We start from the raw sequence: 26,719 nt of genomic DNA, 5'->3' as shown, positions 1-26,719 counted from the left end.
CAACACGCACCATCATGCTGATCAGATGGTGCGAACTGCCACCTGGCCACCGCTGTCCGCCGAGGGCAAGCTGCTCTTCCGGCGTGGCGCGGAAATCGTGCTGGACCTGCGGCCGGACTGGCTGGAGGAACTGCACGAGGCGTCGCTGAGCGGGCAGCGGATGCGGCCGGTGGCCGAGGATCCGGTGCTCGCCGCCGCCACGCGCCGGGCCAATCTGGCGAACCTGCGGCACTGGGCGGCGGCCAACGTCTCGCACCCGGGACGGCGGGTGCCCGCGAACACCGCGCCCGACCTGCTCGAATCCGCCCGCGACCTGGTGCGGCGCGGGCTCGACGAAACCGCGCTGGAGGCCTACCGCACCGCACAGGGCGTGGCCTGGCGGCGCTGGATGGACATCTGCTTCGAGCTGACCGACGACCCGGTGCGGTTGCGTGAACTGCTCAACGTCTCCGCGTTGTCCATCTCCACCTTCATCGACGACACCGTCGCCGCGGTCACCGAGCAGATGCGGGCCGAGCGCGCCGAACTGACCCGCGGCGCGCACGCTGAGCGGCGGGCGGTGGTCACGCTGCTGCTGGAAGGCGCGCCGATCAGCCGGTCCCGCGCCGAGGTCCAGCTCGGGTACGGGCTGACCGGATGGCACACCGCCGCGGTCGTCTGGAACGATTCGGGCACCGCGTCCGAGCAACTGGAGGCCGCGGCCGAAGCCGTCATGCGCACGGCGGGCGCCACCCATCGGCTGACCGTGGTGGCCGGGGCGGCCGCGCTCTGGGTGTGGCTGCCGGTCGGCACCGCGCCGCCCGCCGGGCCGCTGGCCGCGGAACTGGCCGCCTATCCCGATGCCAGGGTGACCATCGGCCGTCCCGGTGCCGACGTCGACGGGTTCCGCCGCAGCCATCTCGACGCCGTCACCACGCAGCGGATGCTGACCAGGCTGATCTCGCCGCGGCAGGTCGCGCGTTATCCCGACGTCCAGCTCGCCGCGCTGCTCACCGCCCAGCCGGAGCAGGCCGACGAATTCCTCGCCGAAACCCTGGGCGGCCTGCTCACCGCCGACGCCGACACCCGGGAAACCGTGCTGACCTACGTGCGCGAGCTGGGCAACACCACGCGCACCGCGGAACGCCTGTACACGCATCGCAACACGGTCCTGCGGCGGCTCGCGCGTGCCGGGGAGCTGCTGCCGCAGCCGCTGGCCGACAACGCGGTAAGCGTGGCCGCCGCGCTGGAAGTGCTGCGGTGGCGGGGAAGCGCGGGATGATCAGGCGGACTTGTCGGTGAACCAGTGGCGGCCGCGGCGGGTGCGCCAGTGGCGGCCGCGCTGGGGCTCCGGCGGTCGGCGGCAGGCGGCGAACTCCGGCGCGGTGATCGCCATCATCACCTGGTAGCGGACGCCGCCGAGGTGCAGTTCGGTGTCGCGGACGCGGCGCACCTCGCGGAAGCCGAGCACACCGTGCAGCGAGAGCGAGGCGACGTTGCCGCCGTAGATGCCGACCACGCACTTGCGGTAGCCGCGCTCGAAGAACATGTGGCTCAGCAGCACGGTGATCGCGTCGGCGGCGTACCCGCAGCGGCGGTAGGAGTCGCCGATGCCGACGCCGTAGCTGAACCGGCTGCTGCGACCGCCGACGTCCGGCATCGCGGTGATCGAGCCGACCAGGATGCCGCTGTACCGGGTTTCGATGGCGAACTGGAGGTCGTCCCCGGTCCGGTGGGCGGCCCAGTGCTGGTAGCGGCCGACCGCGGCGCGGGCGGCGGACTCGCGGTCGAAGCCGGTGAGCGTGCGCCGGTCGGCGGGGGTGATGGCGCGCAGGCGCACCTTGCTGCCGGTCAGGCCCGGCACCCCAGCGAACTCCCCCACCGGCTGCGTCATCATCACCGGTGACCTTACTAGTGGTCGCCATCGGAAGTCCTTCGCGGGTATCGGCGGATCCAGTCGAGACCCCGGGGACTTCCGATGGTGACCACTGGGACGGCCCCGCCCCACCGCTGCCGGTGGGGCGGGGCCGTGGGCTCACGCCGTCACCAGTGACAATCCGTAACGCTGGAGGATTTCGTTCACCGGCTGGAACCAGGTCTCCCCGCCGGAACCGCAGTTGCCCCAGCCGCCGGAGGTCACGCCCTGTGCCTGGTCGCCGGTGATGAACGAGCCACCGGAGTCACCGGGTTCGGCGCACACGCTGGTTTTGGTCATCTGGTGCACCGCGCCCTGCGCGTAGTTCACCGTCTCGTTGTGCGCGAGCACGGTGCCGCAGTGCCAGTGCGTGGTCGAGCCGGACCGGCAGACCGAGGTGCCCACCGGCGCCACCCACGAACCGCGGACCAGCGCGTCGCTGACCGTGCCCCAGCCGAGCACCACCGGCACCGTCCACCAGCCGTGGCCGATGCCGACGTAGGCCAGGTCGTCACCGGGGAACGACGAGCCGTGGAAGGTGCCCATGGCCGAGCCGTCCCAGCCGGTCACCGAGCTGCCGACGCCACCGCAGTGCCCGGCGGTGACAAAGCCGCCGTGCACCGAGAACCCGATCGAGCAGCGGACGTTCCCGTTGATGTAGAAGGGATCGCCGCCGACCGTGCCCGCCGCGTAGCTCACCGGCTTCGGCCCGGTTTCCACGGTGACCGGCCCCGCGGCTCTCGCTTTGTCGAGGAAGGCGGCCAGTTCCGGACTGTTCGATCCACTTTGGACGGAGATCACCACGCTGCCGCGGCGTGGATCGGCGCGCCAGCCGCTGACCTCGGCCGGCGCCGGTTCGGCGTCGATCGCGGCCTTGGCGGCGTCCAGCCGGGCGGCGCTGACCGGCACGGGCGTGGCGACGGCCCCGGCGTTCTCCACCGCGGCCGCGGCAGCCTGGTCGGTCACGCCGACCACCAGCTTGCCGCGGCCCGGGTCGAACCAGGCACCACCGAACGCGGCCCCGGCGGCCGCCTGCGCGACCGGCAGCACGCGGCTCGCGACGGCTTCGTCGGCCAGCCGGGTGCGGGCCTGATCGGCGGTCAGCCCGAGGTCGCGTTGCATCGCGGAGACCAGTCCGGGTGACACCTCCGGTGCGGCGGCCGCGGTTCCGGCGGTGACCGCGGAGAGCACCAGGCAGGCGGTGGCGGTCAGGGAGAGCAGATTTTTTCGACGCATCAGAACTCCTCGAGGTGGGGACAGGGAGGGGTACGTGCGAATCCGAGTGTGTGCGGCCAGGTAGCGGAGGTCCAGGTCTAGACCAGTTCCTGTCCGAAAATGGCCATCAGCGCGGTTGTCCCGTCAGCAGGGCACCCAACCCGGCTGGCACCGCGAAATCCCTTACACCACACCGGATCACCTCGGCCGCGCCGACCCCGCCACCGACTCCGCCCCGGTCAGGGTCGCGGGAAGTGGAGGTAGACCGGTCGCACGGTGTCGGCACGCGAGACGGTTTCCGAGGTCGTGCGCTTCTCGCCGGAGATCCGCTGGGTGCTCAGCTCGACCTGGTACGAGTCGGTCGGCGCCACCTCGATCCGCGGCATCCGCCACACGCATTCGTAGAGCGGCTCGACCTGGCGGACGACCCCGTCACCGCGCTCGAGCTTGCCGGTGGCCATGACCGCACCCGCACCGTCGCGAATGGTCCATTCGGTCTGCCGCCACAGGCACTTCGCGTTGTCGAAATTGGCGCCCAGCGAACTGTCGTGGGTCGAGACCTCGATCATGAACACCACGCGCTCGGGCGCCGGAGAGGAAACCGGCGGCGGAGGTGGCGGCGGTGACGCGACCGGCGCCGCTTCCGTGGCGCCACTGCACGCCGACGCCAAAAGAACAACCGTCACACCAGCCCAACGGGCACTACGCATCATTTTCCCCTCTACTGTTCGCTGATCGATCGGCACCCATTGGCACGGCGTTACCGCGCCCCGGGCCGCTGTGATGCCCACCACAGCTACCTTTGGCGTTTCGGCGTCGCCATTTCGGAAAGCGCAAATCCGGGGAAAAGAAAAGCGCCATTCGGCCCAATCGGGGAGGGCCTGCTACCTTGTGGCCCATGTCGGAGCCGAACGCCGCCGAGCAGCCGCCGTACGTCCCGCCGCCCCGCCGGACCAGCGGGCGCATCACCGGCGGCATCGTCCTGGTCCTGGCCGCGATAGCCCTGGAGGTCGTCGGGATCCAGGCACTGGCCGACCCCGGATGCGGTCGTGTCCAGTTCCTCGAACAGCGCGCGCAGCCCGGACACCGACGGCGAGGCGCAGTTCGGCGGCTTGATCCTGTGCTTCTTCGGGCTCAGCGTGCTGGGCTTCGGCATCAGCCTGTTCGGCAAGAAGAAGTTCAAGCCGAGGCCCGCCGCGCCTGCGCCGCCCGGCAACAACGCCGCCTGATCCACCAAGGCGTGCCGGGGGTCGTCCCCCGGGCAATACCGCGGGCACTGGGAGTGCGGCCGGAGGCCGCACGAACAGGGGCATCCGCCTCGTGGGCCGGGCGGGGCTCGAACCCGCGGCCAAGGGATTATGAGTCCCCTGCTCTGACCAACTGAGCTACCGGCCCTCGCGACCGTGCGGGCGCGACGAAAGCCCCCGCGAGTCGCTGGTCGAACTTACCTCATGGGCGGTGGGGGCCGCCGGTAGGGTGAGCGCATGGCCGAGCCGACGGACAGCCCCACCAAGTGGGTCGCCCAGCACGTTCAGCGCTACCTGGAAACCGGCGGTGAGCAGGGCGGAGTCTTCCACGGGGTGCCCGCGCTGCTGCTCACCACGCGCGGGCGCAAGAGCGGCCAGCTGCGGCGCACGGCCCTCTACTACGGCGAGGACAACGGCCGGTACGTCGTGGTCGCCTCCAACGGCGGCGCGGCCCGGCACCCCGCCTGGTACCTGAACCTGACCGCCGACCCGGCGGTCACCGTGCAGGTCGGCTCCGACGTTTTCGAGGCCGACGCCCGGCCCGCCGAAGGCGCCGAACGGGACCGGCTGTGGGAAATGATGGTGGAACTCTTTCCCACCTACCGTTCCTATCGCGCCAAAACCGACCGGGAAATCCCGTTGGTGGTGCTCAGCCGACGCTGAACAAATCAGCGGAAAGCGGCGACCGCCGTGTGCTGCGGAGTGACAACCGGGAGCGTGTAGAGGATTTCGGCGGTGAGCGCCCCCGCCGGTACCGGCAGCACATAGGGCCGCGCCGGGTCCACGAACTGTTCACCGTGAGAAGCCAGTTCCGCGGCCCCGGACTCCGGCGTGGCACCGAAGAACTTCACGTGGTGCACGGTGAACGAAACGAACCCCAGGCTGATCACCAGGTCGGCGGCCACGGACGGGCACACCAGGGTCTTGGACACGAAGGTGCCCGCGGTCAGTTCCACGCTCTGCTCCTCGAAGTGGTCGGAAACCGGGACGCCGAGGTCCCACGGGGTGACGTCGTCGCAGGACGGGTCCGGCAGCACCGAAAGATGCAGGTGGCCGGTGTGCGGATTGGGCCCGTGGTACGGCCGCCACACCCACGGGCTGATCCGCGAGTCCACGATCCGCCGGTCCCAGATGACGTACTTGATCCGCCGGTCGCGCACCTCGACCAGCCGCGCGGCGAGCCAGCGGCAGTCGAGCCCGCCGCCGGGGTCGTGCGTGAAGTCCCGCGCCGTCACGATTCCGGGCCCGTACCACGGGTTGTGGTCGCTGCTGCGGTTCTGGTGCGAGGTGTCCCCGATCGAGCCGTCGCTGACCCGGCTGCGGTTCGGGGCCAGCGCGTCCAGCTGCGCCAGCAGTGCCTCCAGTGCGTTCGCCACTCGCCACGCCATACCCGTTCCTACGTGCCCGGAACGCCGGCGGATCACCCCGCGATCGGCAACTTCGCTCCGTCACGCAGGAACAACGGGATGCGGTCGAGCGGCGCCGCCACCAGGCCGCCCGAGGCGACCTCGCCGGTCCACGCGTCGGTCCAGGTCGCGCCACTGGGCAGGTAGACCGAGCGCGACCGGGCCCCGGCGTGCAGCACCGGCGCGACCAGCAGGTCCGGGCCCAGCAGGAACTGGTCGTCCACCTCCCAGGCCGCCGCGTCGTCCGGGAACTCGGTGAACAGCGGCCGCATCGGCGGCGTGCCGTGCTCGTGCGCGGCCCGCATCTGCGTCATCAGGTACGGCCGGATCCGCTCGCGCAACCACAACGACGCCGCGATCAGCTCACCCGCCTCCTCGCCGTAGCTCCACACCTCGTTCGGCCCGCCGGTCATCTCCGGCCCGAACGGCACCCGCGGATCCCGCACCCCGTGCAGCCGGAACAGCGGGCAGAACACGCCGTACTGGAACCACCGCACCATCAGCTCCCGGTACTCCGGCGAATCCGGGTCACCGCCGTGGAAACCGCCGATGTCGGTGGTCCACCACGGGATCCCGGACAACGCCACGTTCAGCCCGGCACGCACCTGCGCCCGCAGCGAAGCCCAGGTCGCCGGGATGTCACCCGACCACAACGCGGCGCCGTAGCGCTGGCTGCCCGCCCACGCCGACCGGCACAGCAGCACCACGTCCTCCGCGCCGTCCCCGCGCGCGCCTTCGTGGAAGGTCTGCGCGCTCGCCAGCGGATAGAGGTTCGCCACCTCGCTGCCCGGTCCACTGTGGAAGCTCAGGTTGTGCGGGTGGCCCGGTTGCAGCTCGGGTTCACAGGCGTCCAGCCAGAACGCGCGCACCCCGCGGTCGTAGTAGTTCGCCTTCACCGTGCGCCAGACGAACTCCCGCGCCGCCGGATTGGTCGGGTCGTAGAAGCTCACCGGCATTTCGACGTCGAAACCCTTGTCGTGCCAGGGAGCGTGTGCCGGGATGCCGTGGTCGGTCCCGACCAGCAGCCCGCGGTCCCGCATCTCGGCGTAGTTCGCGCTCAGCGGGCTCACCGACGGCCAGATCGACACCATCAGCCGGATGCCCAGCGAATCCAGCTCGGCGAGCATCGCGTCCGGATCCGGCCACTCGGCGGGATCGAACTGCCAGTCCCCCAGGTGCGTCCAGTGGAAGAAGTCGGCCACCAGCACCGACATCGGCAGGCCACGGCGCTTGTGCTCCCTGGCCACCGCGAGCAGTTCCTCCTGGCTGCGGTACCGCAGCTTCGACTGCCAGAAGCCGCTCGCCCACTCCGGCAGCATCGGGGCGTGCCCGGTCGCGTCGGCGTAGCGGGACAGGATCTGCAGCGGCGTACCGGCGGTCACCCAGTAGTCGATCTGCCGCGCCGAATCGGCGACCCAGCGCGTGCCGTTCTCCGCCAGCTCGACCCGGCCGACCGCCGGGGAATTCCACAGTAGACCGTAACCGCGGCTGGACAGGACGAACGGGACGGACACCTCCCCGTTGCGCTGCACCAGATCCACCACCATGCCCTTCTGGTCCAGCCGCCCGTGCGTGTGCTGCCCGAGGCCGTAGAACCGCTCGCCGGGATAGGCGTGGAACCGCTGCTCCAGCCGCGCGTACCCGCCGCCGCGTTCCTCCCGCAGCCGCGGCCCCGGCCACCAGAAGTGCGCGCGCTGCTCGGTGAACAGTTCCGCGCCGGTGTCCGTGCGCGTGAACGAAAGCACCGGCACCACACCGGTGTCGGTGTCAACCAGCTCCACCGTCGCGGTCAGGGCACCGTTGACGATCCGGTGTTCCGACTCCTCCACTTCGGACGGTTTGGGTGCGACGAGCGCGCCCGGCAGGTCCTCGGTGATCCGGTGCCGGCCCACGCGCACGCGCAGGCTGTCCGGGCCCCACGGCTCGATCCGGATCACCTCGTGGCGGACCCGAACTTCGATCATCCCAACTCCCTAGTCCTTGAGGGCGCCGCCGGTGACCCCGGCGACCACGTACCGCTGCGCGATCACCAGCAGCACCGCCGCCGGGATCGAGGCCAGCACCGCGGTGGCCAGCACCGCGTTCCAGTCGGCGCTCTGGTTGCCGATGAACCGGTAGATGCCGACCGTGATGGGCTCGATCGCGCGTCCCGTGGTGAGCGTGACGGCGAACAGGAAATCGGCCCAGGCGAACAGGAACGAGAACAACCCGGCGGTGACCATCGCGTTCCGGCTGACCGGCACGATGATCGAGCTGAACACCCGCCAGTACCCGGCACCGTCCACTCTGGCCGCTTCGGACAGCTCACGCGGGATGGACAGCATGAACGCGCGCAGCACCAGCACGGCGAACGGAATGGTCGCGGTCGAATCGGCCAGCACCAGCCCGAGGTAGCTGTCGATCAGGGAGAACTCGCTGAACAGCGTGTACAGCGAGTTCGCCATCACCGGCCCGGGCACCATCTGCACGATCAGCAGCGCGAACACGAACGCCTGCACACCGCGGACCCGCAGCTGCGCCAGCGCGTACGCGGCGGGCATGGCGATCGCCAGCGACACCACCACGGTGCCCGCCGCCACCGCCAGGCTGGCCAGCAGGTGACCGCCCTGTGTGGACAGTGCGCTGCGGTAGCCGTCGAGCGTGCCGTTCACCGGCACCCAGTCCGGTGCCGGCTTGAGCAGCGAGCCCGCCGGCTGGAAGGAGGCGTTGACCATCCAGTACAGCGGGAACAGCAGCACGATCACCACCGCGATCCCGGCCGCGGTGCGCAGGTACCGGGTCACCGCTGCTCCTCCCGCAGTTGCGCCCGCGCCGAGCGCAGGTAGAGCAGGCCGAACACGGTGGCGATGAGCACCAGCAGGTTGCCCACCGCCGCGCCCTGCCCGAAGGCGAAGTCGCCGTCGAACGACAGCTGGTAGGCCCAGGTGGTCAGCGTCTGCGTGGCGTTGGCCGGGCCACCGCCGGTGACCACCATGATCACGTCGAACACCTTGATCGTGTAGACCAGCCCGAGCATCAGCACCACCGCGGTGACCGGGCGCAGCAGCGGCCAGGTGACGTGCCGGAACCGCTGCCACGCGCTCGCGCCGTCCAGTTCCGCCGCCTCGTACAGCGAAGCCGGGATGGCCCGCAGCCCGCCGTGCAGGATGACCAGGTTGAACGGGATGCCGATCCAGATGTTCACGATGATCACCGCGGGCAGCGCCCAGCCGGGCTCGGTCAGCCACGGGGTCGGGCCGTCGGCGAGGCCGAGCGCCCGCAGCGCCGCGTTGATCACGCCGTGGTCCTGGTCCAGCATCCACCGCCACACCGCGCCGCTGACCACCAGCGGCAGCAGCCACGGCAACAGCAGCAGCGAGCGCAGCAGCCCGCTCAACGGGAACCGGGCGCTGAAGAACACCGCCAGCGCCAGCCCGATGGCGAACTGGAAGAAGATCGACGCGACGGTGAACACCGCGGTGTTCAGCACGGCCGTGCCGAACAGCGGGTCGCCGAGCACCGCCGCGTAGTTGTCCAGCCCGGTGAACGGCGCTTCCCCGGTGTAGAACGAGCGGACCGAGTACTCCCGCAAGCTCATCGAGACGTTGTTGACCAGCGGGTACCCGAAGAAGAGCACCACGTAGGCCACCGCGGGCAGCAGGAAGGCCCACGCGGCCCACCTGGCGGAGCCCAGCGTCACGGCCGGCCGGCCCGTTCCTGCGCCGCCCGCAGCGCGTCCTCCGGGGACTGCTGCCCGGCCAGCACCGACTGCAGGGCCGCGCCGAGCGCCTGGGAGACCGTCGAATACCGCTCGCCGAGTTCGGCGGTGCGGGAGCGCGCCGTCTCCACCTCGGTGACGAACGGCTGCATGGCCGGATTCTCCTGGCCGAACTTCTTCGCTACCTCCACTTTGGACGGAACGTAGGCGTGCGCCTTGTCCCAGGCGACCATGTTCGGCTCGCTGAGGATGCAGCTGAGCACCTTCGCGGCGGCCTGCTGGCGGTCGGCGCCGGTGGCCGGGATCGCGCCGACCTCACCGCCGAGCGCCACCGCCGGGGCCACGCCGGGACGCGGCGTCGGGATCGGCACCACGCCGTAGTTCAGCCCGGCGGTCTCGTCCAGCCGCGCCAGGTTCCACGAGCCGTTGATCATCATCGCCGCGTTGCCGGTGACGAACTGGTCGGCCACGTCGTTCTGGTTCCAGTTGAGCACCGACTTCGACGCCGAGCCCGAGGTGACCAGGTCGCTGACGAAGCGCATCGCCTCGACCGCCTGCGGGGAGTCCAGCTGGGCCAGGTCCGCGCCGTTGCTCCAGAAGAACGGCAGGAACTGCCACGTGCCTTCTTCGGTGGCCAGCGCGGAAAAGGCGAGCCCGTACTTGCCGTCCTTGGTCAGCGCGGCGGCCGCGGCCTTGAGCTGCTCCCAGGTCTGCGGCGGCTCGATCCCGTTCTGCTGCACCAGGTCCTTGTTGTAGATCAGCGCCAGCCCGTTCACCCCGGGGGCCAGCCCGTACACCTTGTCCTGGTAGGTCCCTGCCTTCACGATGCCCGGGTAGTAGCCGTCGGTGGAGATGCCGTAGTCGGTCAGCGGGGTGAGCGCGCCGGTGGCGGCGATCTGCTGGAGTGACGGGTTGTCCGCGAACAGCAGGTCCGGCAGCGTGCGCGAGCTGGCGTCCTTGAGGATCTTGGGCAGCATCTGGTCGGTCGGCACGGTCTGCCGGTTGATCTTGATCCCGGTTTCCGCGGCGCAGGTGTCGAGCACCTGCTGCCAGGCCTTGCTGCCCTGCTGGTCGGCGTAGTAGTCGAGCGCGGTGATCTCCCCCGCGGCCTGGCCTCCGGACTCGCCAGGGCCGCAGCCGGCGAGCACCAGCGCGCTCGCGGTGAGCCCGGTGAGCACCAGGTTCCGGGTTGTTCGAGCGGCACTGCTCATCTGGTCCTCCGTCTCTTGGCACTCTCTCTTGCTCTTGGGCACTGTCGAAGCGCTTCGAAATCGGCGTGCGGAACCGATCCAGAGCCGGTGCCTCAGCGCCGGCGCGCGGTACTGCCTCCCGGGGTGAGTTTCGGCGACAGCAGCCGGACTTCGGCCGATCCGGCCCCTTCGAGCTGCCGCATCGCCATCTCCACCGCGATCCGCCCCACGTCGTCGGACGGGATCGCCACCGTGGTCAGCGGAATGGCGTACTGCGCGGCCATGTCCTCCGGGCAGACCGCCACCACGGAAACGTCGTGCGGCACCTGCTTGCCGTGCCGCTGCAGCTCGGCCAGCACGCCGCCGAGCACCGCCTCGTTGTGCACCACCAGCCCGGTCAGCTCCGGCTGGTCCGCCAGTATCTTCGCCACGCACTCGCGCACCGCCGCGTACGAGGGCGCGCAGGCGTGGTTCGTGGCCCGCAGGCCGCGTTCCTGCACGCTGGCGGCGAAACCGCGCAGGAACCGGCCCGCGAAGCTGGTGCCCCGTTCGTAGACGTTCGGCGACGGCCCGACCAGCGCGATGTCGGTGTGCCCCAGTTCGGCCAGGTGCTGCACTGACCTGGCCGCCGCGGCGGTGAAGTCGAGGTCCACACAGGACAGATCGGCCGGGTCGTCCGGCACGCCGATCAGCACCACCGGCCGCAGCAGCGACTGGAGCACCGGCACGCGCGGCTCGTCGGCCTCCACGTCCATCACCAGGATGGCGTCGGCGCTGGCCGAACCGGCCACCCGGCGCAGCCCGTCGGGGCCCTCGTCGGCGGTCAGCAGGAGCACGTCGTGGTCGTACTTGCGCGCGGAGGTGACCACCGAGGTGACGAACCGCATCACCACCGGCACGTGGATGTCGGTGCGCAGCGGCACCACCAGCGCGAGCACCTGGGTGCGGCTGCTGGCCAGCGCGCGGGCGCCGGCGTGCGGGTGAAAGCCGAGCTTGCGGACGCTGGCCTCGACCCGGCGCCGCGTCTCGGGTGAGATCGAGCGCTTGCCGGACAGCACGTAGGAGACCGTGCTCGGCGCGACCCCGGCGTCACGGGCCACGTCGGCGATGGTGATCATCTCGCCTCCCGTGAGTCGAAGCGCATCGACGAGCTCTTCCGGATGGCAGAGGTTAGGCCAGTCAGCCGGAGAACACAAGACCCGTTGACCCCGGCGCGGGAACGGTGCGATAGTCCCGGCACCGCGCACCACTGCAGTCCGACAGATCATCGATGACTGTCGAATCGCTTCGACAGCGTTGTCCGGAGGTGGCTGTGTTTTCGACGTCCCCGATCTCCCGCCGCGGCGTGCTCACCATCGCCGCCGCGGCCCCACTGCTGGCGGCCGTGCTCCCCCGCATGGCGCTGGCGCAGGAGTTCCCGTTCCGCGACCCGTCGCTGGGCCTCGAAGCCCGCGTGGCGGACCTGCTCGGCAGGCTCACGCTGGACGAGAAGGTCGCGCTGCTGCACCAGTACCAGGCCCCCGTGCCGCGGCTGGGCGTGGCGGCGTTCAAAACCGGCACCGAGGCACTGCACGGCATCGCGTGGTCCACCGACAAGTCCGCCGGTGGCGCCGTGGTGACCGCGACCGCGACGGTGTTCCCTCAGGCCATCGGCCTGGCGAGCACCTGGGACCCGGAACTGGTCGAGCAGGTCGGCACGGCCGTGGGCACCGAGGCACGCGGCTTCCACGCGGAGAACCCCGGCGTGTGGGGGCTGCAGTTGTGGGCGCCGGTGGTCAACCTGCTGCGCGACCCGCGCTGGGGCCGCAACGAGGAGGGCTACTCCGAGGACCCGTACCTGACCGGCGCGATCTCCACCGCCTACGGCCGCGGCATCCAGGGCGAGGACCCCGACCGGCTGCGGGCCGCGCCGGTGCTCAAGCACTACCTGGCGAACAACAACGAGGTCCGGCGCGACACCAGCTCGTCGGTGCTGCGGCCCCGGGTCAAGCGCGAGTACTACGAGGCGGCGTTCCGGCCCGCGCTGACCGCCGACGCCGCCACCGGCGTGATGTCGGCGTACAACCTGGTCAACGGCAGGCCGATGACCGCGCACTTCGACCACAACGACGTGGTGCGCACCTGGACGCGGCGGCCCCTGTTCAACGTCACCGACGCCGGCGGGCCGAACAACCTGACCGGCAGCCAGGCCTACTACGCCACGCAGCCCGAGGCCGACGCCGCGGTGCTCCGGGCCGGGCTGGACAGCTTCACCGTCGACGACACCAACTCGGCGAAGACCATCGAAGCGGTGCACGCGGCGCTCGCGCAGGGCCTGCTCGAAGAGTCCGATGTGGACAACGCGGTCCGGCACATCCTCAGCCTCCGCGTCCGGCTCGGCGAGTTCGACCCGGGCGGCGGGCCGTACGGGCACATCGGCAAGGAGGTCGTCGACACGCCGGAACACCGTGCGCTGGCACGGAAAACCGCGGCTCGGGCGATCGTGCTGCTGAAGAACGACGGGCTGCTGCCGTTGCCGCGCGGGCGCACGGTCGCGGTGATCGGCCAGCTGGCCGACACCCTCTACACCGACTGGTACTCCGGTGCGCTGCCCTACCGGATCACGCCGCTCGACGGGATCACCGAGGCGGCGGGCGCGGCGGTGACCACCACCGAAGGCGTGGACCGGATCGCGTTGCGCACGGCAGCCGGGTACGTCACCGCGACCAGTGGCGGTACCCCGCTGGCCGTCACCGCCTCCACCGGCGACGACACGAGGTTCGACGTCTACGACTGGGGCGAGGGCATCGTCACGCTGCGTGCGCTGGCCAACGGGCGGTTCCTGTCCTTCGGCCCGGACCGGACCGTGGTCAACAACGCCGAGCAGCCGAACGGCTGGTTCGTGCAGCAGCAGTTCAAGCTCGTCGCGCACGGCGGCGGGCACGTGCTGGAGTACGCGGGCAACGAGACCGACGACTCGTGGTTCGGCGACCAGAAGTACGTGGCCGTCGGCGCCGACGGGCGGCTGACCGTCACCGCGAAGTCCCCCGCCGAGGCCACCGTGTTCACCAGGGAGGTGGTGCGCAGCGGCGTCGAGAGCGCGGTCGAGGCGGCGAAGGCCGCCGACCTCGCGGTGGTGGTCGCGGGCAGCATGCCGTTCATCAGCGGCCGCGAGGACGACGACCGGGCCGACCTGAACCTCGCCGGCGGGCAGCAGACCGTGCTGGAGGCGGTGCGGCAGGCGAACCCGGACACCGTGCTGGTGCTGGAGAACAGCTATCCGACCACGATCGGCTGGGCGCAGGAGAACGTGCGATCGGTGGTCTGGATGACGCACTCCGGCGCGGAAACCGGGCACGCGCTGGCCGACGTGCTCTACGGCGACGTCAATCCGGCGGGCAGGCTCACCCAGACCTGGTACCGCTCGGCCGCGGACCTGCCGGACCTGCTCGACTACGACATCATCAAGTCGGGCCGGACCTACCAGTACTTCACCGGGGATCCGTTGTACCCCTTCGGGTACGGCCTGTCCTACACCACCTTCGACTACCGGAACCTGCGGCTGAGCGCGCCGACGATGTCCGCGCAGGGTGAGGTCGGCGTGAACGTGGTCGTGACGAACACCGGGACCCGCGCGGGTGACGAGGTCGTGCAGCTCTACACGCACCAGCGCACTTCGCGCGATCCGCAGCCGAACCTGCGCCTGCGGGCGTTCGCGCGGGTGCACCTCGCGCCGGGTGAGGCGAAGACGGTGACGCTTTCCCTGCGGGCCGCGGACCTCGCGCACTGGGACGTCACGCGGGACCGCTGGGTGGTCGAGACGGCCACGCACGACGTGCTGGTCGGTGCGTCCAGCGCGGACATCCGGGTGCGGACGGCACTGCGTGTGCGAGGTGAGGCCATTCCGCCGCGTGACCTGCACCGCGAGACCGAAGCGGAGAACTTCGACGACTACCAGGGCATCACGCTGACCGACCGGTCGAAGGAACGCGGCACGTCGGTCACCTCGGACGGTGGCTGGATCGCCTTCCGGGACGCCAACCTGCACGGCTCGCAGATCACCGCGCTGGTTTCGGCGCCCGGGCCCGCGACCATCACCGTGCGCAGCGGCGGGCCGGGTGGCCCGGTGCTCGGCACGCTGGCCGTGCCGAAGACCGGCGGGAAGTACGACTACACCACGGTTTCGGCGCCGCTGACCGGGATGAAGGGCCGCGGGGACCTGTACCTGGTGTTCGGCGGACCGGTGTCACTGGGCACCTTCCGGCTCGCTTGAGCACGCCGGCGTCGGTGGCCTAGCGCACCAGGCCACCGACGTCGTTGGCTTCCCGGTACCGCTTGGCGAAGCTGTCCGAGCGCTCGGTCATGTTGCCGTAGTTCGGATAGTTCGTGTCATCGCGCAGCCACGCCCGGATGAGCTTGTCGTCCGCGGCGTAGGCCGTGTACGCCTGCTCGTCCGAAATGCCGTACGTGCTCTTGAGGTGGTGCAGGTTGGCCGCGGCGAGATCGATCGCCAGCCGGTCGTCGTGGGCCAGCCTGTCCCGGATGTCGTCCTGGCTGACCTTCTCGCCGTGGTACTTCGCCATCAGCTCGGCCGCGGTGCCCGCCTGCATCTGGCCGAGCCCGACGGAATTGCCCACCAGGCCCTTCGACTCCGCGTGCCGGAACAGGTCGAACGGGATCTTGGTGCCGAGCGAACGGCCCTCGCCCTCCTGGATCAGCAGCGCGGCGAGCACCTTCGGATTGATGCCGTACTTGTTCGCCGCCGCCACGATGTCCTTGCCGTGCGGGTCGAGGAAGCTGCCGTTGCCGGTGACCGAGTTCTTCCAGGCACCGGCGTTCCACGCCCCGGCGAGACTGGTGTGCTGCGGCTGGTTGAAGTCGTGCTTCTCCCCGCCCAGGTTGGCGCGCAACGCCCACGCCGCGGTCTCGTCGGCCTCCGACGCGTCACGCAGCACCTGGTTGATCCGCGTTTTGATGGCCTCGATCGCGTGCCTGCCCTCTTCGATGGCGTCGCGGATGTCGTCCTTGCCGCGCCAGGTGGACCGGTCCTGCGGATCGACCGGCGGATTCGCCGTCACCTCACCCTTCTGGTCCACCTTCAGCCCCTTCGCGGGCGCCTCGTGGTCGGTGATGCGGTAGAGCGCGTCCTGGTTGCGCTTGATCCGGCCGTGCGCCTCCTCCAGCAGGTCGCGGATGCCGCGTGCCTGCTTGGCCGCGTCACCGAACTCCTTGCTGGTCTCGCCGAGGAACGACATCGCGGTCTGCGCGGCAGGCCCCTTCCAGCCGGACGCCTTGAGCGGCTGCGTCACCGTGTCCGCCAGCTCCGAGCCGAGCGCCTCCACCTTGCCGATCACCCGGCTCCAGTCGTCGACGGCCTGCTCGAGGGCGTGCACCGGGGCGTGGTACAGGTTCTCGTAGTTCAGCATGCCCCGCCTACTCGAAGAACTGGGCGATTTCCGCCATGGACATTTCGGTTTTGTCCTCGTTCAGCTGGTATCCGCCCGCACCGGCGGCCAGGCTCTGCTCGATCTTGTGGCACGCCTGGTGCAGCGTGGTGATCTGCGAGTACCAGAGTTCACCCGTGCTCTTCAGCGCTGGACCGAGCTGGAAGTTTTCCGCGCTGAGCGTGCGGGCGGCCGTTTGTGTTGTCTCGTCGGGAATCCGGCCGTCCTTGCCGAGCTGCTCCCGCACGCCGGCCGCGGCGCCGGAGCCCTGCTTGAGCGCGGCCGGGTTCACCTCGTACCCCGTGTTCCCCATGGCGCTCAGGCCGTTCGCAGATCGCCGAGCACGGCGCCGAGCCGTTCCCGTGCTTGCTTGTCCATATTGGACACCTGCTCCGCGCTCTGGTCCAGTTTCCACGCGGTGTGGGCGGTCTGCTCGACCAGCGTGGTCAGCTCCTTCCACCAGGTGTGGCCGCATTCCTTGAGCGCGGCACCCGATTTCCAGTCCGCGTGCGCGCCGGCGGCCTGGTTTCCGCTGTGGAACAGCGTGCCGATGGTGTGCTTGGCCGTGTCGGCACCGGCCCGCAGGTCGCTGGCGACCTGGCGGACCCCGTCCGGGTTCATCCGGATGTTCGGCGGAGCCACGGTTTCTCCTTTCAGTCCCAGTTCGGGTGGGGGCGGACGATCAGCGGCTCGTCCCCGGCGCCGGTGCGGGTTTCGTTGTGCGACAGGCGGTGGTTGAGCCCGATGTTGGTGTGGTTCGAATTGTGCTGCGTGTAGAGGATTTCCCCGTCCGGGGTGACCGCGGTGACCACCGACGCGTGGTGGATCACGCCCTTTTCGTTGCGCATGTACAGCAGGTCGCCGGGCCGCGCGTCGGGCACCTTGACGCTTTCGCCACCGTTCTTGAGCATGTAGTCGTGGTGGTTCTGCGCGGCCGCCCACGCGTCACCCTGCCGGTACTGGTCCGGCGAGCCGACGAACGGCAGTTTCGGCAGGCCCTGGTGGTCCTGGTTCCAGCCCTTGTCCCCGGTTTTGTCGTGCGGCACCATGCCGCCTTCGTTCATCGCGTAGGAAACGAAGTTGGTGCAGTTCTCCATGCCCGGCACGTCGGAATAGCCGCTCTCGCCGTGCTTTTCGGCCCAGCGGATCATTTCGATCCGGTTCAGCCCGTCGTTGCCGACGAGCTCGGTCTTGATGTCGTCGGGAATGCCCGGCATGTCGTACAGCTGCACCGGCGCGCCACGCAGGTACTGCTTGCGCTGGTCCTCGCTGAGGGACTTCCACCACTCCGCCTGCGTCTGCGCGTCGGCGTTGAGCGGCATCGTCTGGCGGAGCATGGCCAGCCCGGTGTGCCCGGCCTTCTTCACCTCGTCGTTGAGGATGTCCTTGGCCAGTTCGTCCTGGGTCATCAGCTTGGTGATGCCCGCGGGCTGGATCAGCCGCTTCAGGCTGGCGGCGGCGTCCTCGTCGATCTTGGTGGCGTCGTTGACCGCGTCCCAGATGAGCCAGCCGGCGCGCTTGGCGCGTTCCTCGGCCTTCGGGTCGTCGGCGCCGGCGGGCACGGTCACCTTGCCGGTGTCGTCGACCTCCAGCCCGGCACCGGTGGCGAACTGCACGGCGGTGTCGAGGTTCCGCTTGGCCGCGGCCAGCGCGGTGGCGAGGCCGTCGAGCGTGGTCACCACCCCGCGGATCGCCATGCCCGCGGCCTGGAAGTCCTGCGCGATCTTGCGGCAGTGCCCGCCCGCCTTCTCGCCGAGCGTGTCCGACCACTGCTCACCGAGCGCGTTGCCGCCGCGCTCGTAGAGGTTTTCGGCCGCGGTCTCGGCCTCCTTGGCGAGCTTGAGCCAGTCGTCGGCCGCGGTGGCGAAGGTGTCCGGCTTGGCCGCCCGGAGCTGTTGGTAGCTGACCATGGCGTCCACCTTCGCCCGGTGGCACGCGGGGGTGTGCCGGTCGATCACCCCACATTCGGGCGGGCGGTGCTCAGCCGGGCGAGGTGAGCGGGCGGGCGGCCCAGGCCAGTGCTTCGTCGACGGTGGGGCGCACCGCCAGCAGTTCACGCAGGTTCAGCAGTTCCATCGGGCGGAGCACGGCGTGCTGGCGGGTGACCACGGCGAACGGGATGCCCGCGGTGCGGGCGTCACCGCAGGCACCGATCAGCACGCCGAGCGCCGCCGACGAGCAGAACCGGACCCCGCTCAAGTCCACCACGAGGGCGCGGGGGGCGAGCTGGATTTCGATGGCGAGCTGGTCGCGCAGGCGCGGGGTGAGCAGCGCGTCGACCTCACCGCCGATGGCGACGACGGTGGCTTCGGCGGTGGTCGAGACGACCATGCCGGCGCGGGCGTTGGGGTAGGGCATGCGGCCTCCTCACGAACCGAGAACGCCGCGGGAGCGCCGCCCCCGGAAAGCGGTTGATCCAACCGGAGTGGGTGACGGCTGCTGTCTGAACCGAGACACTCCGACCGTACAAGCAATCGCCCCGGCGCGCAGGGTTGCGTACCGCGGCCGCCGCCGGATTGAACCAACGGGTTCAATTTTGTGGTCCAGCTGGTACGGTCGGCGGCATGGCGAAGACAGTGGTGATCACCGGTGGCACGGACGGGATCGGGGCCGCGCTCGCGCGGGCGCTGGCGGCACGCGGTGACCGGGCGGTGGTGCTCGGGCGCCACCGTGAACGCGGGGAACGGCTGGTCCGCGACGGTGGTGGCGCGATCAGCTTTCTCGAAGCCGACCTGAGCCTGATGTCGGGCACGCGGGCGGTCGCGGCCGGACTACGGGACGCCCATCCGGTGATCGACGGGCTCGTGCTCTGCGCGCGTTATTTCCAGACCAGCCGCGTGGTCACCGAAGAGGGGTTCGAGCACAACTTCGCGTTGTTCTACCTGAGCCGGGCCGTGCTCGGCGAGGAGCTGGCCGGCGCACTCGGGCGGGCCGCCCGGCCGGTGGTGGTGAACGTGGCGGGACCGGGGCACGACACCCCGATCGACTGGGACGACCTGCAAAGCACCCGCGGTTACGACGGCGTGCGCGCGATGTTCCAGGCCGGGCGGCTCAACGACCTGCTCGGCGTCGACTTCGCGCGGCGGCACCCCGGCATCGCCTACGCGTTGTTCCACCCCGGCACCACGGCGACCGGGTTCGCCGGTGACTACGACCCCGCCACGGCCGCGTTCATCGAGCAGCAGAAGGCGCTGGCGAAACCGGCCACCGAGGTGGTGCCGCCACTGCTGGCCCTGCTCGACGAGCCGCCGTCGGCCTCGCTCAGCGCGTTCCACCTGCACACCGAATTGGACGTGCGGAACGGGCTGTTCGACCCCGCCGACGCGGCTCGTCTCGCCGGGCTCGGCCTTACTTCTTCCAGATGACCGGCTTGTCCTTGTATTCCTCGCTGTCCGAGAAGGTCGCGCCGCCGATCTCGCCGCCTTCGCGGACCGCCTGCAGCTCGCAGGTTTCGTACTTCGCGCCGGCCTTGGTGAAGTCCTTGTCCGCGGACTCCGACTCGCACTGCGGGGTGTCGCCGGTGATGATCACGCCGGTGCCGCGCCCGTCCGGGCCGACCGCGCGCAACCGCACCGAGCTGTAGGCGAGGTCGGTGCCGCCGACGTTCTCCACGGTCGACCGGATGTACACCGGGATCATGCCCTTGGCCTTGTCGCCGAAGGAGGCCAGATCCGCGTTCGAGCCCAGTTCGATCGCGTTCACGGTGACCGCGATGGTGCCGGTCTTGTCGGTGCCGTACTTGTACGACAGCACCGCGCGCTCACCGACCTTCAGCTCGGTGCCGGGCGCGACGGCCTCGGCCGAACCGGCAGGCGTGCCGGACTCGGCGGGGGGTGCGCTGGACTCGGCGGCGGGCGCGGCCGACTCCGCGGGCGCGGGTGCGGGCGCCGCGGGCGGCGCCTGCTCACCGCCGCCACAGGCGGACAGCAGCGTCAAAGCGGCAAAACCGGCGGCCAACACCGCGGTACGGTCGTACTTCATCAATCTCCTCGGGCTCCCCGGCCGAATCGGCTCCGGCGCTCGGCACGCACAGTATCTCCGAACGGACCAACCGGTATGGTCCGTTCGCACCACCCTAGATCACAGATCGCTCACGCCGATCAGCCCGTCCTGAATGGCACGGGCCACCAGTGCCGCCTTGGTCGGTGCTTCCCGCCCGATCTGCGCGTACTTGATCCGGATGCGTTCGAGATGCGAGTTCACCGTGTTGGGTGAGATGCCGAGCCGGTGCGCGACAAATTCCTTCGACTCTGACTGGAACCACTCGATGAGCACCTCGGTCTCGCGTGCCGAGAGCGCCGGACGGCGTTCGGAGCGGTCACCCGCCAGTGCGCCGGCCAGCGACGGCGGCGTGTACGCGCGGTCACCACCGGCCGCGCGGACCGCCTCGACCAGGTGCTCGTCGCCTTCGGCCTTGGTGAGGTAGCAGAGCGCGCCGAGTTCGAGGCACTGCAACGCGATGTCGTCGTCGGCGCGCATCGAGTAGACCACCACGCGCCTGCCCGCCTCGGTGAGCCGGCGCAGGTCGCCCATGGCCGGGGTGGTGCTGTTCAGGTGCAGGTCGAGGATGACCACGTCGGCCCGCGCGCCGTCGCCGATCCACGCGACGCGCACGTCCTCGCCCTCGGCGAGCACCTTGATCGGCGGGCTGCCCGAAGACAGCCAGTGCACCACGCCCGCGCGCACGGCCGGGTGATCGTCGATGACCACCGCGGTCAACTCGGTTCCGAACGCCATTTCGCCTCCATCCACAGCCGCGCTCCCAGTGTGTGGCACTCGACGCCGACCCGTGGGGAACTTGCCGGAGCTTCACCCGGCTCACCGTCGGTGATCACCGCCACCCGTACCTCTTCACCCGTGCGCAGGACGCTCACCCGCGCCTGGGTACGGGCCGCGACCAGCGCGGTCACCAGCGGCGCGGTCAGCTCGCGGCGGACTTCCGTCGGCACGGGCGTCGGCTCGCCGCTGACCGCCAGCGCCACGGTGAGCCCGCGGCGCTCGGCGAGGTCCACGCAGGCGGAGACCTCGTGCACCAGCGGGTCGGGCACGTCGTCGTTCTCGGCGAACAACCGCCGCAACTGGGTGGCCGCCAGCACGCAGCGCTGCCGGGTGGTGTCGTCGCGCGGGTCCAGCGTGCGGTCGGCCATCGCGGCCAGCAGCGGCAGCGTCGCGCCGAGCTGACCGGCGAACCGGATGCGCTGGTCGGCCTCCTGCTGCTCGGCGAGCGCCTTGCGCTGGGCCTGCCGGTCGCGCTCGGCGGCGGCTTCGGCCGCCTGCCGCGCGCGCCGGTGCACCAGGCGGGTCAGCGCCAGCGTGGCCAGCTGGAAGCTGATCACGCTGAGCACCACGATCGCCACCCGGCCGATCTCGCCGCGATCGGTGGGCGCGGTGGTGGCCACCCGCGCCAGCGTGAGCACCACCAGCGCGCCGAGCGCGGTCGCCGCCAGCGCGGCGCGGTCCACCAGCAGCACCAGCAGGTGCCAGCCGGCCAGGCCGAAGGACCAGTGGCGGCCGCCGAACAACTCGTCCGGCGGCACCTCCCAGGTCGCCACGGTCGACGCCGCGAGCACCACCACGGCGAGCGGCACGGCCACCGGCAGCGGCACCGGCCGCCCGCGGACCACCCAGCAGGCGGCCGTCACCGTCACGCCCGCGAGCGCGCCGAAGGCCGCCCAGCCCGCGGTGCTGTCCACCACGGGCAGGCTGAGCGCGGGCTGGATCGCGGCGACCACCACCAGCAGGGCCAGCCGCACGATGCCGAGCACACGATCGGTGCCGTCGAGCCTCGCGAGGTCAGTCATCGGACCACTCCGCCCGTGCCGCGGACACGAATGTGGCTTTCGGGGCGTTTTCCGCTCCGAAAGCCACATTTGTGTCCGGGCGGCGCCGGGTCCCGGGCTCAGTCATCGGGCCAGCTCAGCTCGACCGTGGTGCCCTCGCCCGGCGCGGAGGTCACCGTCGCCCGGCCGCCCGCCGCGGCCATGCGCTCCACCAGCGAGCCCCGGATGCCACGCCGGTGCGCGGGCACCGCCGCCGGGTCGAACCCGCGGCCCTCGTCGCGGACGGTCACGCGTACCCCGGCCTCCACGGTGAGCACGGCCTCGGTCACCCCGGCGTGCCGCTCGACGTTCAGCAGCGCCTCCCGCACCGCGCGCACCAGCGCCAGCGCGGCCGACGCGGGCAGCAGCGGCACCGGCGACCACCGCGCGTCCACCCGGACCGGGCTCTGCGCCAGCACTCCGCGCAGCGACGCCTCCAACTCGACCATGCTGTCCCGGCCGGTGGCACCGGTGAGAATGGACAGATCACGGCGGGCGTACTCGGCGACCTCGGCCGGGTCGGCGCTCGCCCCGCGCTGGGCCACCATCAGGAAGGTGGCCGACGCGGTGTCGTGCAGCACGGCCAGGTACTCGCGTTCCTGCCGCCTTCGTTGCTGGGCAAGGGATTCCTCGCGCTCGAGCCGGGCACGCCGCGCGCGCAGCCGGTCGATGCGCCGCGTCGAGCGCACCAGCAGCTGGAACGCCAGCCGCGCCAGCACGCCTTCGATCAGCACGCGCAGCACCGTGCTCACGCTGTCCTCCGGCGCGAGCGGGGCGAGCTGCACCACCAGCAGGCAGGCCACCGCGGGCACGGTCACCCTGGGCGGCCACTCCCACTGCAGCGTGATCACGGTGATGGTGAGCACGTTCAGCGCCCACTGGTTCAGCTCACCCGGTTCCGGCGCGGTTTCCAGCTGGGCCGCGCAGATCGCCGCGGCCCTGGCCAGCGCCAGCGCGAAGGCCACCCGGCGGCCGCGGCCCGTCCGTCCCGTGTGGACCTCGGCGAGCGCGGCGACCACCGCCAGCGCGAGCAGGCCGAAGCCCAGCGGCAGCGCGTCCGACGGCGTGGCGAGCACGCCGAACACGCTGATCACCACCAGGCCGGCACCCCTGGCCACCCCGGCGAAGCGCCCGACCACGGCACGCGACTCGGCTTCGACGGAGTTGTCGGGGTGCACGCCCGGCAGTCAAGCAGATGCTTCAACCAGCCGGGGTAGCCAGTGCGACGAATTCGGGGGTGTCGTCCACGCGGACCCGCAGGATCGGGACCGCCTTGTTCACCGGGTCGCCGCGGTCGTCGAACGAGATCCGCCCGCTGGCCCCCGGAATGGCCAGCTCGCCGTGCAACCGGTTGCGAACCTGCAGCACATCGCGCGCGGTCACCTGCCCGGCCGGGTTCGCCACCGAATGCCGGACGGCCCACACCGCGGTCAGCACCGCGTCGTGCGCGAGGATCGCGACGCCGTCGTCGAGCCGTTCGCCGGGGAACATCGCCTCGAAGCAGTCCTCGCAGCCCGGCTGGCGGAAGCCCTCCACCGAGACGCGGCTGAACTCCTCCGGCGTGGTGCTCCACGCCTGCGGGTGCGCCAGCCCCGGCGCGAGCACGGTCACGTTCGCCTCCAGCCCGCGCCGCATCGCCGCGTCGGGCGCCTCGACGAGCGCGAGGTCGCCGGTCAGCACGGTGATCGGCTGGTCGAGGCACCGGCGGTTGGCCAGTTCCGCGATGAACGCGGTCAGGTGGTGCTCGCGGCCGGCGAAGTAGACCACGTCCGGATCGTTGCCGCACAGGTTCGGCATCATCTGCAGGAAGGTGTTCTCCACGCCGGGCAGGGTCGAGTCGAACAGCTCGGTGCGCCCGACGATCCGGTGCTCGTTGTCGGCGAACCGCGCGGTGAACGCGTCGGCCAGGGTTTTCGGGTAGAGGTCACCGGGATTGCTGTCCCGCACCAGCATCGCCGTGCGCGCGGTCGGCTTGATGTGGTTCGCCGCCGACTGGGCGTACGTCGAGCTGGTCGGCGAAACCCGCAGGAACCCGGGGATCTGCGAGAGTTCGTCGGCGGCCAGGTGCGAGCCGATGATCGGGATCTTCAGTTCGGACAGCCGGGTCATCGCGCGGCGTGCGTCGTCCAGGCTCAGCCCGATGCCGGTCACCGCGACCAGGCGGTCCGGTTCGATGCGGCGTTCCAGCTCGGCGACCACCGGCTCCCACTGGGCCAGCCTGCTACCGGGATTCGCCAGCAGCAGCCGGATCCGGGGTGTGCTGCCGCCCCACGCCCCGGCGTTCGCCCGCAGCTGTGCCAGGTAGGCGCCCTGCAACTGGTGCCGCACCCATTCCGGCGACAGGATGTCCGGCTTCGCCAGCGTCATCGGCAGGAACACCGCGACGCTGACGTAGGGCTCACCGGAGGCGAGCACCGCGTCGTTCTCGGCGCGGATGCGGCCCTGCACGCCGGCCAGGTCCGGGGAGAACACGTACCGGCCGTCGGTGACGCCGGTGCACTCCGACAGCTCGCCGCGCTGCTCCACGCCCTCGTCGCAGGTGCGCGCCGCCTGGTTGATCGCGGGCACCACCACGGTCACCGCGACCACCACGGCAACCACCAGCACCACCGCGCCACCCACCCACAGCCACTTCCACCATGCGGGCTTCGGCGGGGTGATCCGGTCGGTTCCCGTGCTCATCGATACCTCTCCGCGCGTTCGTGCAGCAGCATCGAGCCGCGGCCCCTGCCCTGCGCCAGGTGGTGGAAACTGCTTTCGATGGTGCTGTCCAGCGTGCCGCCGGGATCACCGAGCGGATCACGCGCGATCCACAGCGAAACCAGCAGCCAGGCGAGCGTGCTGTCCAGTTCGTCGGCCCACTGCCCGGCGTGCGCCTGCACCTGGTCGTACGGCTCGGCGGTTTTGTCCAGCCGGTTGGGCGCGGCGGTGATCTGGTCGAGGTCGGCCAGCCACGCCTGCGCCTGCCGCACGTCGAGCTCCCCGTCGAACGGCTTCCGCAGGTGCGCCACCGCGTCCGCGACGTTGCCCAGCGCGAGGTCGTGGTACCGCGCGGAAACCGCGCGCCCGCCGCGTTCGTAGAAGTCGCGGCACAGCGTGTGCACCCGGTCCCAGTTCAGCTCGTGGTCCTCACCGCGTTCGGCGAGTTCACCGAGCAGCACGCGGCGCAGCAATGGATGCAGGGCGTACCGCGGCAGGTCGCCGGGTTCCGCGCAGAGCCACAGCGTGTCGCTCAGCGTCTTGAACAGCGCGCCTTCGCCCACCGGCTGGTGCAGCGACAGGATTTCGCGGTGGAACAGGATTTCCACGTCCTGCGCGGCGCTCGCGGTGATCAGGTCCTCGCGGCTGGCGGCCGGGAAGTCCTGCAGCAGGTATTCGCGCAGCCGCGGGAACTCGGCGTGGCAGAGCGAGCGCAGCTCGGTCGGGTTCGACCGGTCGTAGCCGCTGGCGATGGTTTCCAGCACGGCGGTGGTGGCACCGGGGTGGCCGTCGGTCAGCCGGTGCACGAACCCGGGCAGCCGCGAGGTCGGGTGGATGTCGTGCGCCATCGCGAGGTCGACGGTGTCGTCGTCGGACAGCGTGCCGAGTTCGACCAGGTACCACGGCCACCAGCGGCCGTGCGCCTGCTCCACCGGCACCGCCCAGTCATCGTCCACTTCGGACGGTGTGCGCGGGCGCGGCCAGGACACGCCGCCGGTGCGCTCGGCCGACGGGCGGCGCCGCTCCGGTTCGTCCACTCCGGACGCGGTGGGCGGGTGCCAGCTGCTGTTCCAGTCCGGGTTCCAGCCGCGGCTGGTGGCGAACACGGCGAGCGGATCGGGCTCGGGACCGGCGCGGCGGCGTGCTTCGGCGAGCACGTGCAGGAACGCCTGCCCGCCAGGGGTGTGCGTGTTGTCCAGCAGCACGGCGGCGTTGAGCGTGCGGCGGGCGCGGTTGACCCCGGAGTAGGCGCGGCGCAGGTCGGCGAGGAAGGCGTCGCAGAAGGTGGCGTCGGCGGCGGCGCGGTCGTCCTCGTCGCCCTGCGCCCAGCGCGCGATCTCGATCAGGAAGTCCTCGCGGCTGCCGGAACTGGCGGGCAGGCTCTTGATCTTGCCGAGCAGCCGCCTGCGGTCGTACCAGCTCAGCCCGCGCAGCAGCAGGTCGGTGGCCTCCGGCCAGCCCGGCGTGCTCTGCCCGCCGATGCCGCCGGCCAGCCGCACCACGTCGACCACGGCGTCGCGGTTCTGCTCCAGCGGCTGGTTCTGCGCCAGCACCTCGCGCAATTTCCGCAGCGCGAGGCGGCGGTCGCCGATTTCCACCGGGGAGCCCACCACGAGCATGCACAGCCACAACCGCGGAAATGCGATCCGGCCGAACTGCCGCCAATGCCTGCTCAGGTCGAAGGCGAGGTGACCGAGCAGTTCTCGCGGCTCGATGTTCGACCAGTCCTCTTTCTCGAAATCGACCAGCGCGTGCGGCAGCTCGGCGCAGCGCTCGGCCAATTCCCGCAGCAGCGCGGTCTTCCCGGTGCCGCGCGCACCGAGCGCGACGACCAGCGGCGCACCCCAGCTCTGCCCACCTGGCCGCGCCAGGCACTTTTCGATGAGCCCGACGGTGATCGGCCGCATTCCGGCCAGCCGGGTCGGCTCACCAGTCATCTTCGCCCTTTGTTCGACAAGTAGGAGCAATCAATATAGAGAGCATTTGTCACGATCGGAAAACGGGTGTTCGTTTACCATTTCCGGGCGTGCTTCATACCGCCGAACGGGGGCGATCGCTGCCGCTATCCGGTGATCCACCCAGCGGAAGGCGGCCCGGCCGGACCACCGGGGCGCACTGGTCCGGGTTA

25 protein-coding genes and 1 tRNA gene are annotated in these 26,719 nt (G+C 70.9%); 5 read left to right on the top strand and 21 right to left on the bottom strand.

Going from position 1 to position 26,719, the window contains the following annotated elements; translation table 11 throughout:
* Nucleotides 1-25 precede the first annotated feature (25 nt).
* Nucleotides 26-1,261, top strand: a complete 1,236-nt coding sequence (locus A4R43_RS41190; RefSeq protein WP_113697034.1) for a PucR family transcriptional regulator — start codon at nucleotides 26-28, stop codon at nucleotides 1,259-1,261.
* Here A4R43_RS41190 and A4R43_RS41185 read toward each other — a convergent pair whose 3' ends face one another.
* The 3 genes from A4R43_RS41185 to A4R43_RS41175 all read right to left on the bottom strand — a co-directional run bounded on the left by A4R43_RS41185 (nucleotide 1,262) and on the right by A4R43_RS41175 (nucleotide 3,678).
* Nucleotides 1,262-1,876 carry a GNAT family N-acetyltransferase gene (locus A4R43_RS41185; protein ID WP_162788785.1) on the bottom strand — a complete coding sequence of 205 codons (615 nt, stop codon included), beginning with the start codon at nucleotides 1,874-1,876 and terminating at the stop codon, nucleotides 1,262-1,264.
* 138 nt (nucleotides 1,877-2,014) lie between these two features.
* Nucleotides 2,015-3,130 (bottom strand): S1 family peptidase, encoded by a 1,116-nt coding sequence (locus tag A4R43_RS41180; RefSeq protein WP_113697033.1) that lies wholly within the window; start codon nucleotides 3,128-3,130, stop codon nucleotides 2,015-2,017.
* Between the two features lie 218 nt (nucleotides 3,131-3,348).
* Nucleotides 3,349-3,678 carry a hypothetical protein gene (locus tag A4R43_RS41175; protein ID WP_162788784.1) on the bottom strand — a complete coding sequence of 110 codons (330 nt, stop codon included), beginning with the start codon at nucleotides 3,676-3,678 and terminating at the stop codon, nucleotides 3,349-3,351.
* Nucleotides 3,679-4,158: 480 nt separating this feature from the next.
* On the opposite strand from A4R43_RS41175, the gene A4R43_RS41170 reads away from it, so the two are divergent.
* Nucleotides 4,159-4,338: a hypothetical protein gene (locus A4R43_RS41170; RefSeq protein WP_113697031.1), complete on the top strand. Its 180-nt coding sequence runs from the start codon at nucleotides 4,159-4,161 to the stop codon at nucleotides 4,336-4,338.
* Between the two features lie 92 nt (nucleotides 4,339-4,430).
* On the opposite strand, the gene A4R43_RS41165 is transcribed toward A4R43_RS41170, so the two are convergent.
* A tRNA-Ile gene (locus tag A4R43_RS41165) sits at nucleotides 4,431-4,504 on the bottom strand.
* Nucleotides 4,505-4,593: 89 nt separating this feature from the next.
* Here A4R43_RS41165 and A4R43_RS41160 point away from each other — a divergent pair.
* On the top strand, nucleotides 4,594-5,019 hold the full coding sequence (locus A4R43_RS41160; RefSeq protein ID WP_113697030.1) for a nitroreductase family deazaflavin-dependent oxidoreductase: 426 nt from the start codon (nucleotides 4,594-4,596) through the stop codon (nucleotides 5,017-5,019).
* Between the two features lie 5 nt (nucleotides 5,020-5,024).
* Here the strand turns inward: A4R43_RS41160 and A4R43_RS41155 are convergent, their stop codons facing one another.
* The 6 genes from A4R43_RS41155 to A4R43_RS41130 all read right to left on the bottom strand — a co-directional run bounded on the left by A4R43_RS41155 (nucleotide 5,025) and on the right by A4R43_RS41130 (nucleotide 11,767).
* Nucleotides 5,025-5,744, bottom strand: a complete 720-nt coding sequence (locus tag A4R43_RS41155) for a hypothetical protein (RefSeq protein ID WP_113697029.1) — start codon at nucleotides 5,742-5,744, stop codon at nucleotides 5,025-5,027.
* A gap of 32 nt (nucleotides 5,745-5,776) precedes the next feature.
* Entirely contained in the window at nucleotides 5,777-7,726 is a 1,950-nt protein-coding gene (locus A4R43_RS41150) for a glycoside hydrolase family 31 protein (RefSeq protein WP_113697028.1), read from the bottom strand.
* A gap of 9 nt (nucleotides 7,727-7,735) precedes the next feature.
* Nucleotides 7,736-8,545, bottom strand: a complete 810-nt coding sequence (locus A4R43_RS41145) for a carbohydrate ABC transporter permease (RefSeq protein WP_236808607.1) — start codon at nucleotides 8,543-8,545, stop codon at nucleotides 7,736-7,738.
* Entirely contained in the window at nucleotides 8,542-9,441 is a 900-nt protein-coding gene (locus A4R43_RS41140) for a carbohydrate ABC transporter permease (RefSeq protein ID WP_113697027.1), read from the bottom strand. The genes A4R43_RS41145 and A4R43_RS41140 overlap by 4 nt, the downstream gene beginning before the upstream one ends.
* Nucleotides 9,438-10,670: a sugar ABC transporter substrate-binding protein gene (locus tag A4R43_RS41135; protein WP_113697026.1), complete on the bottom strand. Its 1,233-nt coding sequence runs from the start codon at nucleotides 10,668-10,670 to the stop codon at nucleotides 9,438-9,440. The genes A4R43_RS41140 and A4R43_RS41135 overlap by 4 nt, the downstream gene beginning before the upstream one ends.
* A gap of 92 nt (nucleotides 10,671-10,762) precedes the next feature.
* Entirely contained in the window at nucleotides 10,763-11,767 is a 1,005-nt protein-coding gene (locus A4R43_RS41130) for a LacI family DNA-binding transcriptional regulator (RefSeq protein ID WP_113697025.1), read from the bottom strand.
* Between the two features lie 194 nt (nucleotides 11,768-11,961).
* Here A4R43_RS41130 and A4R43_RS41125 point away from each other — a divergent pair, with 194 nt between their 5' ends.
* On the top strand, nucleotides 11,962-14,901 hold the full coding sequence (locus A4R43_RS41125) for a glycoside hydrolase family 3 protein (protein WP_236808604.1): 2,940 nt from the start codon (nucleotides 11,962-11,964) through the stop codon (nucleotides 14,899-14,901).
* 19 nt (nucleotides 14,902-14,920) lie between these two features.
* Here the strand turns inward: A4R43_RS41125 and A4R43_RS41120 are convergent, their stop codons facing one another.
* The 5 genes from A4R43_RS41120 to A4R43_RS41100 form a co-directional block, all read right to left on the bottom strand.
* The gene (locus A4R43_RS41120; protein WP_113697023.1) at nucleotides 14,921-16,054 is read right to left on the bottom strand and encodes a transglycosylase SLT domain-containing protein; all 1,134 of its coding nucleotides are present in this window, start codon (nucleotides 16,052-16,054) and stop codon (nucleotides 14,921-14,923) included.
* Nucleotides 16,055-16,061: 7 nt separating this feature from the next.
* Nucleotides 16,062-16,385 carry a hypothetical protein gene (locus tag A4R43_RS41115; protein WP_113697022.1) on the bottom strand — a complete coding sequence of 108 codons (324 nt, stop codon included), beginning with the start codon at nucleotides 16,383-16,385 and terminating at the stop codon, nucleotides 16,062-16,064.
* Nucleotides 16,386-16,390: 5 nt separating this feature from the next.
* The gene (locus tag A4R43_RS41110) at nucleotides 16,391-16,714 is read right to left on the bottom strand and encodes a hypothetical protein (protein WP_162788783.1); all 324 of its coding nucleotides are present in this window, start codon (nucleotides 16,712-16,714) and stop codon (nucleotides 16,391-16,393) included.
* An 11-nt stretch (nucleotides 16,715-16,725) separates the two neighbouring features.
* Nucleotides 16,726-17,982: an amidase domain-containing protein gene (locus A4R43_RS41105; protein WP_162788782.1), complete on the bottom strand. Its 1,257-nt coding sequence runs from the start codon at nucleotides 17,980-17,982 to the stop codon at nucleotides 16,726-16,728.
* A gap of 70 nt (nucleotides 17,983-18,052) precedes the next feature.
* Nucleotides 18,053-18,430 carry an STAS domain-containing protein gene (locus A4R43_RS41100; protein WP_113697019.1) on the bottom strand — a complete coding sequence of 126 codons (378 nt, stop codon included), beginning with the start codon at nucleotides 18,428-18,430 and terminating at the stop codon, nucleotides 18,053-18,055.
* 206 nt (nucleotides 18,431-18,636) lie between these two features.
* On the opposite strand from A4R43_RS41100, the gene A4R43_RS41095 reads away from it, so the two are divergent.
* Nucleotides 18,637-19,437 carry an SDR family NAD(P)-dependent oxidoreductase gene (locus tag A4R43_RS41095; RefSeq protein ID WP_205215177.1) on the top strand — a complete coding sequence of 267 codons (801 nt, stop codon included), beginning with the start codon at nucleotides 18,637-18,639 and terminating at the stop codon, nucleotides 19,435-19,437.
* Here A4R43_RS41095 and A4R43_RS41090 read toward each other — a convergent pair.
* The 6 genes from A4R43_RS41090 to A4R43_RS41065 all read right to left on the bottom strand — a co-directional run bounded on the left by A4R43_RS41090 (nucleotide 19,421) and on the right by A4R43_RS41065 (nucleotide 26,528).
* Nucleotides 19,421-20,053, bottom strand: a complete 633-nt coding sequence (locus A4R43_RS41090; RefSeq protein ID WP_113697018.1) for a hypothetical protein — start codon at nucleotides 20,051-20,053, stop codon at nucleotides 19,421-19,423. The genes A4R43_RS41095 and A4R43_RS41090 overlap by 17 nt on opposite strands.
* A 99-nt stretch (nucleotides 20,054-20,152) precedes the next feature.
* Entirely contained in the window at nucleotides 20,153-20,809 is a 657-nt protein-coding gene (locus A4R43_RS41085) for a response regulator transcription factor (protein ID WP_113697017.1), read from the bottom strand.
* Nucleotides 20,788-21,873, bottom strand: coding sequence for a histidine kinase (locus tag A4R43_RS41080; RefSeq protein WP_113697016.1), 1,086 nt, complete (start codon nucleotides 21,871-21,873; stop codon nucleotides 20,788-20,790). Before A4R43_RS41080 ends, A4R43_RS41085 begins: the two co-directional genes overlap by 22 nt.
* Before the next feature lie 98 nt (nucleotides 21,874-21,971).
* Complete coding sequence (locus tag A4R43_RS41075; RefSeq protein ID WP_113697015.1) at nucleotides 21,972-23,069, bottom strand: sensor histidine kinase; 1,098 nt, start codon at nucleotides 23,067-23,069, stop codon at nucleotides 21,972-21,974.
* A gap of 22 nt (nucleotides 23,070-23,091) precedes the next feature.
* Nucleotides 23,092-24,573 (bottom strand): ABC transporter substrate-binding protein, encoded by a 1,482-nt coding sequence (locus A4R43_RS41070; RefSeq protein ID WP_113697014.1) that lies wholly within the window; start codon nucleotides 24,571-24,573, stop codon nucleotides 23,092-23,094.
* Nucleotides 24,570-26,528, bottom strand: coding sequence for a hypothetical protein (locus tag A4R43_RS41065; RefSeq protein WP_162788781.1), 1,959 nt, complete (start codon nucleotides 26,526-26,528; stop codon nucleotides 24,570-24,572). Before A4R43_RS41065 ends, A4R43_RS41070 begins: the two co-directional genes overlap by 4 nt.
* Nucleotides 26,529-26,719 lie beyond the last annotated feature (191 nt).

This window comes from Amycolatopsis albispora (assembly GCF_003312875.1).
GTDB classification, from domain to species: Bacteria; Actinomycetota; Actinomycetes; order Mycobacteriales; family Pseudonocardiaceae; genus Amycolatopsis; species Amycolatopsis albispora.
This window is presented reverse-complemented; position numbering and strand designations above follow the sequence as displayed.

What these genes read in the sequence shown, in the direction of transcription:
- A4R43_RS41190 (WP_113697034.1), top strand. Translation starts at nt 26, where the DNA reads ATGGTGCGAACTGCCACCTGGCCACCGCTGTCCGCCGAGGGCAAGCTG.
- A4R43_RS41185 (WP_162788785.1), bottom strand. Translation starts at nt 1,876, where the DNA reads ATGATGACGCAGCCGGTGGGGGAGTTCGCTGGGGTGCCGGGCCTGACC.
- A4R43_RS41180 (WP_113697033.1), bottom strand. Translation starts at nt 3,130, where the DNA reads ATGCGTCGAAAAAATCTGCTCTCCCTGACCGCCACCGCCTGCCTGGTG.
- A4R43_RS41175 (WP_162788784.1), bottom strand. Translation starts at nt 3,678, where the DNA reads ATGATCGAGGTCTCGACCCACGACAGTTCGCTGGGCGCCAATTTCGAC.
- A4R43_RS41160 (WP_113697030.1), top strand. Translation starts at nt 4,594, where the DNA reads ATGGCCGAGCCGACGGACAGCCCCACCAAGTGGGTCGCCCAGCACGTT.
- A4R43_RS41155 (WP_113697029.1), bottom strand. Translation starts at nt 5,744, where the DNA reads ATGGCGTGGCGAGTGGCGAACGCACTGGAGGCACTGCTGGCGCAGCTG.
- A4R43_RS41150 (WP_113697028.1), bottom strand. Translation starts at nt 7,726, where the DNA reads ATGATCGAAGTTCGGGTCCGCCACGAGGTGATCCGGATCGAGCCGTGG.
- A4R43_RS41135 (WP_113697026.1), bottom strand. Translation starts at nt 10,670, where the DNA reads ATGAGCAGTGCCGCTCGAACAACCCGGAACCTGGTGCTCACCGGGCTC.
- A4R43_RS41130 (WP_113697025.1), bottom strand. Translation starts at nt 11,767, where the DNA reads ATGATCACCATCGCCGACGTGGCCCGTGACGCCGGGGTCGCGCCGAGC.
- A4R43_RS41120 (WP_113697023.1), bottom strand. Translation starts at nt 16,054, where the DNA reads ATGCTGAACTACGAGAACCTGTACCACGCCCCGGTGCACGCCCTCGAG.
- A4R43_RS41115 (WP_113697022.1), bottom strand. Translation starts at nt 16,385, where the DNA reads ATGGGGAACACGGGGTACGAGGTGAACCCGGCCGCGCTCAAGCAGGGC.
- A4R43_RS41105 (WP_162788782.1), bottom strand. Translation starts at nt 17,982, where the DNA reads ATGGTCAGCTACCAACAGCTCCGGGCGGCCAAGCCGGACACCTTCGCC.
- A4R43_RS41100 (WP_113697019.1), bottom strand. Translation starts at nt 18,430, where the DNA reads ATGCCCTACCCCAACGCCCGCGCCGGCATGGTCGTCTCGACCACCGCC.
- A4R43_RS41095 (WP_205215177.1), top strand. Translation starts at nt 18,637, where the DNA reads ATGGCGAAGACAGTGGTGATCACCGGTGGCACGGACGGGATCGGGGCC.
- A4R43_RS41090 (WP_113697018.1), bottom strand. Translation starts at nt 20,053, where the DNA reads ATGAAGTACGACCGTACCGCGGTGTTGGCCGCCGGTTTTGCCGCTTTG.
- A4R43_RS41085 (WP_113697017.1), bottom strand. Translation starts at nt 20,809, where the DNA reads ATGGCGTTCGGAACCGAGTTGACCGCGGTGGTCATCGACGATCACCCG.
- A4R43_RS41080 (WP_113697016.1), bottom strand. Translation starts at nt 21,873, where the DNA reads ATGACTGACCTCGCGAGGCTCGACGGCACCGATCGTGTGCTCGGCATC.
- A4R43_RS41070 (WP_113697014.1), bottom strand. Translation starts at nt 24,573, where the DNA reads ATGAGCACGGGAACCGACCGGATCACCCCGCCGAAGCCCGCATGGTGG.
- A4R43_RS41065 (WP_162788781.1), bottom strand. Translation starts at nt 26,528, where the DNA reads ATGACTGGTGAGCCGACCCGGCTGGCCGGAATGCGGCCGATCACCGTC.